A 9,003-nucleotide genomic window follows, 5' to 3' on the forward strand; every position below is an offset into this window, starting at 1 on the left:
TTAAAGAGCAGTGCAACGCGGCTTTCGCTCACCGTTGCGAGGTGGCGTATATTACGCTTTCCTCTTTCAGAGTCAACCCGTTATTTCAGAATTTTTCTCTTCAACCGACCGCGTTGTCTGTGAAGTGATTCACATCCGCCGTGTCGATGGAGGCGCATTATAGGGATCCCATTATTTAGCACAAGTATTTTTTAGATCTTTTTTTCCGACTGCTGATTTTCCGCGCTTTTCGCTGAAATCCCGCCCGATCTGCTTAAATATTGACGTATTTTGCCTTGCCGCGATCCATTAATATGATCAAAGTCTTCTGTATAGCGCTCATTGTTAGAGGTAGATATGCCCGCAGTATTACGTCCTTATAAAGATCTGTTCCCCCAAAAAGGCGATCGCGTGATGATCGATGCCAGCAGCGTGTTGATCGGCGATGTCCGAATGGCCGATGACGTCAGCATCTGGCCCCTCGTCGCCATCAGGGGAGATGTTAACTATGTGTCGATTGGCGCCCGTACCAATATTCAGGACGGCAGCGTTCTGCATGTCACGCACAAATCCTCCTATAACCCGGACGGTAATCCCCTCATCATTGGAGAAGAGGTTACCGTCGGCCATAAGGTGATGCTTCACGGCTGCACTATCGGGAATCGCGTACTTGTTGGCATGGGGTCGATTTTGCTGGATGGCGTCATAGTAGAAGATGACGTAATGATTGGTGCCGGTAGCCTGGTCCCGCAGAACAAACGGCTGGAGAGTGGCTATCTCTATCTGGGAAGCCCGGTAAAACAGATCCGCCCCCTGAAGGAGGCGGAGATCGAAGGATTAAAATACTCGGCGAACAACTACGTTAACTGGAAGAATGACTATTTGGATCAGGACAACCAAACCCAGCCCTGATCGTCTTCCTGCTGTTCGCGGATTAAATCGCTGGCTTCTTCTTCCAGATCCCAGCGATTTTCGCAAAATACCGCTATAGGGTCTGAACCGCCAAAACGGCGCAACAGCGTTTCCCCATGAATGGCACAAGTAAGTTGCATCCCCTGCACCAGCACCGGAAAACAGACCGCTTGTTTACTCTCATCCCAGATCTCTCTGTCCGGGAAATGAATAGCCTGGTTCACGCCGAAAGCTCCTGCTTTAACTTTTCAATGACAGGTTCGACCGCAGGCAACACGCCATGCCAGAGCAGCACCGCATGCGCGGCCTGACCCACCAGCATTCCCAGTCCATCGGCTAACTGCTTCGCGCCGTGTTGTTCACACCAGTTAAGGAAAGGCGTTTTCCCTTTCTGATAAAACATGTCATAGAAGTACATATGCGCGCTGACCAGAGAAGCAGGAATTAACGGGATCTCGCCATTGATGCCGCTGGACGTGGCATTGATGACAAGATCGAACTCACGATCGGCAAGATCGTCAAGCGCTACCGCGCTCACGCTGCCGGTATGCTCAAACAACGCCGCCAGCGCTTCCGCGCGGGAAAAGGTTCTGTTGGTAATGGTCACCGCACAGTCCAGTGAAAGCAGAGGCAACAGTACTCCCCGCGATGCGCCACCCGCACCAATCAGCAGGACCCGAAACCCGGGCTTAATAAACGACAGTCGTTCCAGATCGCTAAGTAAACCAATCCCGTCGGTGTTGTCACCCAAAAGGCGCCCATCCTCAAGCCGTTTTAGGGTATTGACTGCACCAGCCAGTGAAGCGCGCTCGGTCAGTTCATCCGCACGTTCAAAGGCTTCCTCTTTAAAAGGAACCGTCACATTCGCGCCTTTACCGCCCGCGGCGAAAAAAGCCTCCAGCGTTGGAATAAATGCATCCACCGGGGCCAGTACGCGACCATAGGGATGATTTATCTGCAGCTGCTTCGCAAATTGCTGATGGATCAACGGTGACTTGCTGTGTGCAATCGGATTACCAAAAACAGCATAGGTTTCCATGAGATTACCCCTGGCGAAAACGTTCGCCGGTCAAGGCGTCGCGAATTTCAGACGGATTCAGGCGCCCTCCCGTTTCACCGACAGCGACTGGGAAGTCATTCCCGAACTGCGCCAATACTTCTTCGGTTGTCCGACAAGGTGGCAATCCGGTCAGGTTGGCGCTGGTTGAGACCAGCGGTTTACCAAATGCCAGGCAAAGTTCAACCACCAGCGGATGGTCAGTTACGCGAACGGCGAGGGAATCAAAACGTCCGGTTAACCAGCGAGGCGTAGTCGGCTGCGCCGGGAAAACGAAGGTCACCGGGCCAGGCCACGCGGAGAAGATCGTCTCGCGCTGCGCCGGCGTCAGCATGGAGTCATCGATATAGGGTTTAAGCTGCTCATAATTCGCAGCGATCAAAATCAGCCCTTTCTCGACGGGTCTTTGTTTTAAGGCAAGCAGTCGGCTTACGGCCGTCTCGCTGTCAGGATCGCAACCGACTCCAAAAACAGCTTCAGTTGGATAGGCGATGACTTCTTCTTTTTTCAGTACGTCCACAGCATGCGCAATGGAGCCTGATGGCAGGTTATTATTCACTATTTTGATCCGCCGTAACCGGCTTTCCACATTGTTTACTGGCGCAGAAGCGTTTCATGCCTTGCGCGGTTTTCTTCTCTATAAGTAGCGGATAATTGCAATGAGGGCAGGTTCCCGCTACCGGTTTAAAATTGATAACGAACTGGCATTCAGGGTAGCGATCGCACGAATGGAAAGTCTTACCATAACGGGAACGGCGCTGTACCAACTGACCGCGCTGACACTGAGGGCACGCAATTGCCGTTTCATCAGGCTTATCAATTTGTTCCGTATGCTCACATTCCGGGTAGCGGCTACATCCAATAAACATGCCGAATCGCCCCTGCCGCAGGGCTAATTCACCACCGCAGAGTGGGCAATACTGACCTTCCAGAATTTTAACGATATGTCCATCCGCCTGGCTTTTCAGGGGACGGACATAATCACATTCCGGATAGTGTGAACAACCGAGAAACGGGCCGTGTTTCCCGGACCGAATAACAAGTTCAGCCCCGCACTGCGGGCAGGGCTCGTTTTTATGCACCGTGAATAGTGCTGATTTGGCCATAACAACTCTTGGTGCTGCACATTGAATTAGTGCAGCATACCTTCATTCACTTCAAAGAGTAATTCTTCCATTTGCTGATAGGCGTTTTCACAGCCCGGGATATTAAACAGAACCATCAGGATCACCCACTTGAGATCTTCCAGTTCAAATTCTGCTGTATCCAGCGCCATGACGCGCTCTATCACCATTTCTCTCGTTTCGAGGTTCAGCACCTGAATCTGCTCAAGGAATAAGATGAACCCCCGGCAGCTGGCGTCCAGCCTTTCACACTCTTCCGCTGTATAAATGCGTACTGACAATGGGTCAGAAGCAAGCTGCATCGGTTCGGCGAGGCCTTCCTGATAATCAGCCAGTTTTTCCAGCCACATCAACGCATTATAGATATCTTCCCGCTCAAACCCCGCATCGGTAAGATCCTGTGTCAATTTGTCCTGATCCACTCGCATTTCTGCTTCGTTATGGATGTAAGTCTCAAACAAATACATCAGTACGTCGAACATGGCATGCCCTCCTTAATCGGACATAGCCGCCGGGTACAGCTGCGATCCACCCTGCTAACTCCAGTTCGAGTAGCTGTGCTACCGTTACTGGCACAGGTTGGCCGGCACGTTCAGCGACAACGTCAACAGGTGTTACCTCATCTCCTACGTTAGCCAGGAGCTTGGGAAATGGCAATGCCACCTTTCCCTGATCTGATGAATATTGTCGCTTTTCGGGATCTTCCTGCAGCCATTTCAACCCATATTGCAAATTTTCAAGAATATCTCCTACTTCCGTTACCGGCGTTGCCCCTTGCTTAATCAGCCAGTGGGGCCCCTCGCATCCGGGATTACCTATCGGTCCAGGCAAGGCGAAGACTTCTCTTCCCTGTTCGAGCGCGCATCGCGCCGTGACCAGCGAACCGCTTCGGCGCGCCGCTTCAACCACCAGCACACCTTTGCTGAGCCCGCTGATAATCCGATTCCGACGCGGAAAGTTTGCCGGCCTGGGCTGTGCGGAAAGCGGAAACTCAGACACTATCGCGCCGTCAGATTCAATAAGCCGCATCGCCAGTGCCTGATGCCGGCGCGGATAAATGCTAAAAAGACCGTTCCCCAGCACCGCTACACTTCGTCCCTTAACTGACAGCGCCGCGCTGTGGGCTACGCCGTCAATACCGCAGGCCAGCCCGCTGGTGATCGTGAAACCGCTTTGAGAAAGTTGTTCGCACAGGATTTTCCCCCATCGCTCGCCGTACCATGACGGCGCACGACTACCTACCACCGCCAGCTGAATGGTATTAAGCGCCTCAGGATTACCTTTTATGAATAACGCCCCGGGATAATCAGGGATCGTGCGGAGCAAAGGGGGATATAGGGGATGGTTGGGCGTTAATAAATGATGTCCCGGCTGCTCAAGCCACACAAGACTACGTTCCAGCTCGCTCTCATCGAGTGCAAAGAACCGTTCAGCCTGCTTTGCTGTCAGCCCGGCCTCTCTGACCACGAGCACGTTGAGGTGTTCCAGCTTCTGCAGTCGCGCAGCCGCTTCCAGCATTACATCACCACACAGAGACCCAGTGTGTACTAGCCGTAGCCATATCTCGGTAGACGTCATCCTTTCCCCTGCCATAAGCGGCCTCCGCAATCATTGCGATTGGTCACTGATGCTGTCAATCGTTGGGGGATTTGTCTAGAATAGAGAGAGTATTCTTATCAACTCCTGAACACGACTCTGGAAATTTATGGCAGTTTTGCAAGTGTTACATATTCCGGACGAGCGCCTTCGCATCGTCGCTGAACCGGTCAAAGAAGTGAATGCAGAAATCCAGCGTATCGTTGATGATATGTTCGATACCATGTACGCCGAAGAAGGTATTGGCCTGGCGGCGACGCAGGTGGATATTCATAAGCGTATTATCGTGATTGATGTTTCCGAAAATCGCGATGAGCGTCTGGTGCTGATCAACCCTGAGCTGCTCGAAAAGAGTGGCGAAACCGGTATTGAGGAAGGCTGTCTGTCCATTCCTGAACAACGCGCTTTAGTACCGCGTGCCGAAAAGGTGAAAATTCGCGCGCTGGATCGTGACGGTAACCCGTTCGAACTGGAAGCAGACGACCTGCTGGCGATTTGTATTCAGCATGAGATGGATCACCTGGTCGGTAAACTGTTTATCGATTATCTCTCGCCGCTGAAACAGCAGCGTATTCGTCAAAAAGTAGAGAAACTGGATCGTTTGCGTTCTCGCGCATAACGTCCCCCCGGATACAAGGATCATCGTGTCTAAAACACTACGTATTATCTTCGCGGGAACCCCTGATTTTGCAGCGCGTCATCTTGACGCGCTGTTATCTTCTGGTCACCAAGTTGTTGGCGTCTTTACCCAGCCTGACCGTCCGGCAGGTCGCGGTAAAAAACTGATGCCGAGCCCGGTAAAGGTGCTGGCAGAAGAGCATGGGCTACCCGTTTTCCAGCCCGCATCGTTACGCCCACAGGAAAATCAGCAGCTGGTTGCTGACCTGAATGCCGACGTAATGGTGGTGGTGGCTTACGGTTTAATTCTGCCGAAAGCTGTGCTCGATATGCCTCGCCTGGGGTGCATCAACGTGCACGGGTCTCTGCTTCCGCGCTGGCGTGGTGCTGCACCTATCCAGCGCTCGCTGTGGGCAGGTGATGCCGAAACGGGCGTTACCATTATGAAGATGGACGTAGGTTTAGACACCGGCGATATGCTGTATAAACTGGCGTGCCCCATAACGTCAGACGATACCAGCGCTACGCTGTATGACAAACTGGCAGACCTTGGCCCACAAGGGCTTATCGAGACGCTCCAGCAGCTTGCAGACAATACGGCGAAACCGGAAGTTCAGGATGACGCGCTGGTGACTTATGCCGAAAAACTGAGCAAAGAAGAAGCGCGTATCGACTGGTCCCTGTCAGCCGCGCAGCTTGAACGCTGCATTCGCGCTTTTAATCCGTGGCCGATGAGCTGGATGGAGATTGATGAGCAGCCAGTGAAAGTCTGGAAAGCCTCCGTCATTAGCGGTACTACCACGGCTGAACCCGGTACGATTATTGACGCCAACAAGAACGGAATTCAGGTCGCGACTGGACAAGGGATCCTGAATCTTGAATCGCTACAACCGGCCGGCAAGAAGGCCATGAGCGCTCAGGATCTGTTAAATTCCCGTCGCGAATGGTTTATTCCGGGCAATCGTCTTGCCTGAGCAAATCTATCCTTAAGGCCCGGTGTTTCCGGGCATTTTTATTTTTACGGTTATGAAAAAACAAAATCTACGCAGTATGGCGGCTCAGGCCGTTGAGCAGGTTATCGAGCAGGGCCAGTCCTTAAGTAACGTCCTGCCTCCCCTGCAACAAAAAGTATCTGATAAAGACAAAGCCCTGCTTCAGGAGCTCTGCTTTGGCGTTCTGCGCACGCTTTCTCAGCTTGAGTGGTTGATTAACAAGCTGATGTCACGCCCAATGACAGGCAAGCAACGCACCGTACACTATTTGATTATGGTGGGTTTTTATCAGCTTCTTCATACCCGCATCCCACCGCATGCCGCGCTGGCTGAGACGGTTGAAGGCGCCGTTGCGATTAAACGCCCTCAACTGAAAGGGCTGATCAACGGCGTACTGCGTCAGTTCCAGAGACAGCAGGAAGAGCTTCTGGCTGAATTTGCTCAAAGCGAAGCACGTTTCCTGCACCCGGACTGGCTGTTGAAGCGCCTGAAAAAAGCTTATCCACAGCAGTGGCAGGAGATTGCCGATGCCAACAATCAGCGTCCGCCAATGTGGTTACGCGTAAATCGTAATCACCACAGCCGTGACGCATGGCTGAGCTTGCTCGAACAAGCTGGAATGAGTGGATTCCCGCATGAAGCCTATCCGGATGCCGTACGCTTAGCCTCACCTGCACCGGTACATGCATTACCCGGTTTTGATGAAGGTTGGGTAACCGTACAGGATGCCTCGGCTCAGGGTTGCATGACCTGGCTTGAACCCAAAAATGGTGAGCAGATCCTCGATCTTTGCGCCGCACCTGGGGGCAAAACGACGCATATTCTGGAAGTGGCTCCGCAGGCCAGCGTGATGGCCGTGGACGTCGATGAACAGCGTCTCTCACGCGTCTACGACAACCTCAAGCGTCTTGGCATGAAGGCTCAGGTTAAGCAGGGCGATGGGCGCAAACCCGCAGAGTGGTGTGGTGAAACCCAGTTCGATCGCATTTTGCTGGACGCCCCCTGCTCTGCAACCGGTGTTATTCGTCGTCATCCGGACATCAAGTGGCTACGCCGCGATCGTGATATTAAGGAACTTGCCCAACTGCAATCCGACATTCTCGACGCCATTTGGCCGCATCTTAAATCTGGCGGAACGCTGGTCTATGCGACCTGCTCCGTACTGCCGGAAGAAAACAGCCAGCAAATCGCGGCCTTCCTTAAACGTACGCCGGACGCCGCGCTGAGCGATACGGGAACGCCTGAATGCCCGGGTCTGCAGAACCTGCCGGGTGCTGAAGAGGGCGATGGCTTCTTTTACGCTAAGCTAATCAAAGAGTGATGTTGAGAACAGGTCACGAGATATGAAGATTATCATTCTGGGTGCAGGACAGGTGGGCGGAACGCTGGCGGAAAACCTGGTTGGCGAAAACAATGACATCACAATTGTTGATACCAACGGCGATCGTCTGCGTGTCTTACAGGACAAGTTTGACCTGCGCGTGGTGCAGGGTCATGGTTCGCACCCACGTGTTCTTCGTGAGGCGGGCGCCGACGATGCCGACATGCTGGTTGCGGTAACCAGTTCGGACGAAACCAATATGGTGGCCTGTCAGGTGGCCTACTCGCTTTTCAACACGCCAAACCGAATTGCGCGCATTCGCTCTCCGGACTATGTTCGCGATGCTGAAAAACTGTTTAATTCCGAAGCGGTCCCCATTGACCACCTCATCGCGCCAGAACAGCTGGTTATCGACAATATCTATCGCCTGATCGAATATCCGGGTGCCCTGCAGGTGGTGAACTTTGCCGAGGGCAAAGTGAGCCTGGCAGTGGTTAAGGCCTATTATGGCGGACCATTGATCGGCAATGCGCTTTCCACCATGCGCGAGCACATGCCGCATATTGATACGCGCGTTGCAGCGATTTTCCGCCACGACAGGCCAATTCGCCCGCAAGGCTCCACGATTGTCGAAGCCGGTGATGAGGTCTTCTTTATTGCGGCCTCACAGCATATTCGTGCGGTGATGAGTGAACTTCAGCGTCTCGAAAAACCCTATAAACGCATTATGCTGGTCGGCGGTGGCAATATCGGTGCCGGTCTGGCACATCGGCTGGAAAAAGATTACAGCGTGAAGTTGATCGAGCGCGATCAACAGCGTGCTGCTGAACTGGCGGAAAAACTGCAAAATACGATTGTATTTTATGGTGATGCGTCGGATCAGGAGCTACTGGCTGAAGAGCATATTGATCAGGTTGATCTCTTTATTGCCGTCACCAACGATGACGAGGCGAATATAATGTCCGCCATGCTCGCGAAGCGCATGGGGGCAAAAAAAGTCATGGTGCTTATTCAGCGCAAGGCGTATGTCGATCTGGTTCAGGGTAGCGTTATTGATATTGCTATTTCCCCTCAGCAGGCGACAATTTCCGCGCTCCTGAGCCATGTTCGTAAAGCGGATATTGTCGGTGTGTCATCGCTCCGCCGTGGCGTAGCGGAAGCCATTGAAGCCGTTGCTCATGGAGATGAAACGACGTCGCGCGTCGTCGGCCGTTCGATCGACGAAATTAAACTGCCGCCAGGCACGATTATCGGCGCCGTTGTGCGCGGGAATGATGTCATGATTGCCAATGATAATTTACGAATTGAGCAAGGCGATCACGTTATTATGTTCCTTACCGATAAAAAGTTTATTACCGACGTCGAACGTTTATTCCAGCCAAGTCCATTCTTCCTTTAAAGAAT

General features: G+C 52.7%; 11 protein-coding genes. 5 read left to right on the forward strand and 6 right to left on the reverse strand.

Annotated elements, in window-relative coordinates; all coding sequences use genetic code 11:
- Positions 1 to 336 precede the first annotated feature (336 nt).
- Entirely contained in the window at positions 337 to 891 is a 555-nt protein-coding gene (locus tag UR289_RS21385) for a gamma carbonic anhydrase family protein (protein ID WP_039262762.1), read from the forward strand.
- Here the strand turns inward: UR289_RS21385 and UR289_RS21390 are convergent.
- From UR289_RS21390 to dprA, 6 genes are read right to left on the reverse strand one after another with little or no spacing between them, the layout of a single operon-like run.
- A complete protein-coding gene (locus tag UR289_RS21390; protein WP_047059619.1) occupies positions 867 to 1,115 on the reverse strand; it encodes a DUF1488 domain-containing protein in 249 nt (82 codons plus the stop codon). The genes UR289_RS21385 and UR289_RS21390 overlap by 25 nt on opposite strands.
- Positions 1,112 to 1,930 carry a shikimate dehydrogenase gene (gene aroE / locus UR289_RS21395; protein ID WP_033146780.1) on the reverse strand — a complete coding sequence of 273 codons (819 nt, stop codon included), beginning with the start codon at positions 1,928 to 1,930 and terminating at the stop codon, positions 1,112 to 1,114. Before aroE ends, UR289_RS21390 begins: the two co-directional genes overlap by 4 nt.
- A 4-nt stretch (positions 1,931 to 1,934) precedes the next feature.
- Entirely contained in the window at positions 1,935 to 2,507 is a 573-nt protein-coding gene (tsaC, locus tag UR289_RS21400; protein ID WP_033146781.1) for an L-threonylcarbamoyladenylate synthase type 1 TsaC, read from the reverse strand.
- The gene (locus UR289_RS21405) at positions 2,500 to 3,054 is read right to left on the reverse strand and encodes a type I DNA topoisomerase (protein WP_023309445.1); all 555 of its coding nucleotides are present in this window, start codon (positions 3,052 to 3,054) and stop codon (positions 2,500 to 2,502) included. Before UR289_RS21405 ends, tsaC begins: the two co-directional genes overlap by 8 nt.
- Before the next feature lie 26 nt (positions 3,055 to 3,080).
- Complete coding sequence (smg, locus tag UR289_RS21410) at positions 3,081 to 3,554, reverse strand: DUF494 family protein Smg (protein WP_008503477.1); 474 nt, start codon at positions 3,552 to 3,554, stop codon at positions 3,081 to 3,083.
- A complete protein-coding gene (gene dprA, locus UR289_RS21415) occupies positions 3,526 to 4,650 on the reverse strand; it encodes a DNA-protecting protein DprA (protein WP_246946720.1) in 1,125 nt (374 codons plus the stop codon). The genes smg and dprA overlap by 29 nt, the downstream gene beginning before the upstream one ends.
- 127 nt (positions 4,651 to 4,777) lie before the next feature.
- Between dprA and def the strand changes: the two genes are divergently transcribed.
- Genes def through trkA form a run of 4 tightly spaced genes read left to right on the forward strand, consistent with a single transcriptional unit; the run spans position 4,778 to position 8,998 of the window.
- Positions 4,778 to 5,287 carry a peptide deformylase gene (gene def, locus UR289_RS21420; RefSeq protein WP_006812188.1) on the forward strand — a complete coding sequence of 170 codons (510 nt, stop codon included), beginning with the start codon at positions 4,778 to 4,780 and terminating at the stop codon, positions 5,285 to 5,287.
- 25 nt (positions 5,288 to 5,312) lie between these two features.
- Entirely contained in the window at positions 5,313 to 6,260 is a 948-nt protein-coding gene (fmt, locus tag UR289_RS21425; protein ID WP_039262757.1) for a methionyl-tRNA formyltransferase, read from the forward strand.
- A 52-nt stretch (positions 6,261 to 6,312) separates the two neighbouring features.
- On the forward strand, positions 6,313 to 7,599 hold the full coding sequence (gene rsmB, locus UR289_RS21430) for a 16S rRNA (cytosine(967)-C(5))-methyltransferase RsmB (protein ID WP_320711547.1): 1,287 nt from the start codon (positions 6,313 to 6,315) through the stop codon (positions 7,597 to 7,599).
- A 22-nt stretch (positions 7,600 to 7,621) separates the two neighbouring features.
- Entirely contained in the window at positions 7,622 to 8,998 is a 1,377-nt protein-coding gene (gene trkA / locus UR289_RS21435) for a Trk system potassium transporter TrkA (RefSeq protein WP_008503482.1), read from the forward strand.
- Positions 8,999 to 9,003 lie beyond the last annotated feature (5 nt).

The sequence above is a fragment of the Enterobacter sp. 302C9 genome (assembly GCF_034106085.1).
GTDB classification, from domain to species: Bacteria; Pseudomonadota; Gammaproteobacteria; order Enterobacterales; family Enterobacteriaceae; genus Enterobacter; species Enterobacter asburiae_B.

What these genes read in the sequence shown, in the direction of transcription:
- rsmB (WP_320711547.1), top strand. Translation starts at nt 6,313, where the DNA reads ATGAAAAAACAAAATCTACGCAGTATGGCGGCTCAGGCCGTTGAGCAG.
- def (WP_006812188.1), top strand. Translation starts at nt 4,778, where the DNA reads ATGGCAGTTTTGCAAGTGTTACATATTCCGGACGAGCGCCTTCGCATC.
- dprA (WP_246946720.1), bottom strand. Translation starts at nt 4,650, where the DNA reads ATGACGTCTACCGAGATATGGCTACGGCTAGTACACACTGGGTCTCTG.
- UR289_RS21405 (WP_023309445.1), bottom strand. Translation starts at nt 3,054, where the DNA reads ATGGCCAAATCAGCACTATTCACGGTGCATAAAAACGAGCCCTGCCCG.
- aroE (WP_033146780.1), bottom strand. Translation starts at nt 1,930, where the DNA reads ATGGAAACCTATGCTGTTTTTGGTAATCCGATTGCACACAGCAAGTCA.
- UR289_RS21385 (WP_039262762.1), top strand. Translation starts at nt 337, where the DNA reads ATGCCCGCAGTATTACGTCCTTATAAAGATCTGTTCCCCCAAAAAGGC.
- trkA (WP_008503482.1), top strand. Translation starts at nt 7,622, where the DNA reads ATGAAGATTATCATTCTGGGTGCAGGACAGGTGGGCGGAACGCTGGCG.
- smg (WP_008503477.1), bottom strand. Translation starts at nt 3,554, where the DNA reads ATGTTCGACGTACTGATGTATTTGTTTGAGACTTACATCCATAACGAA.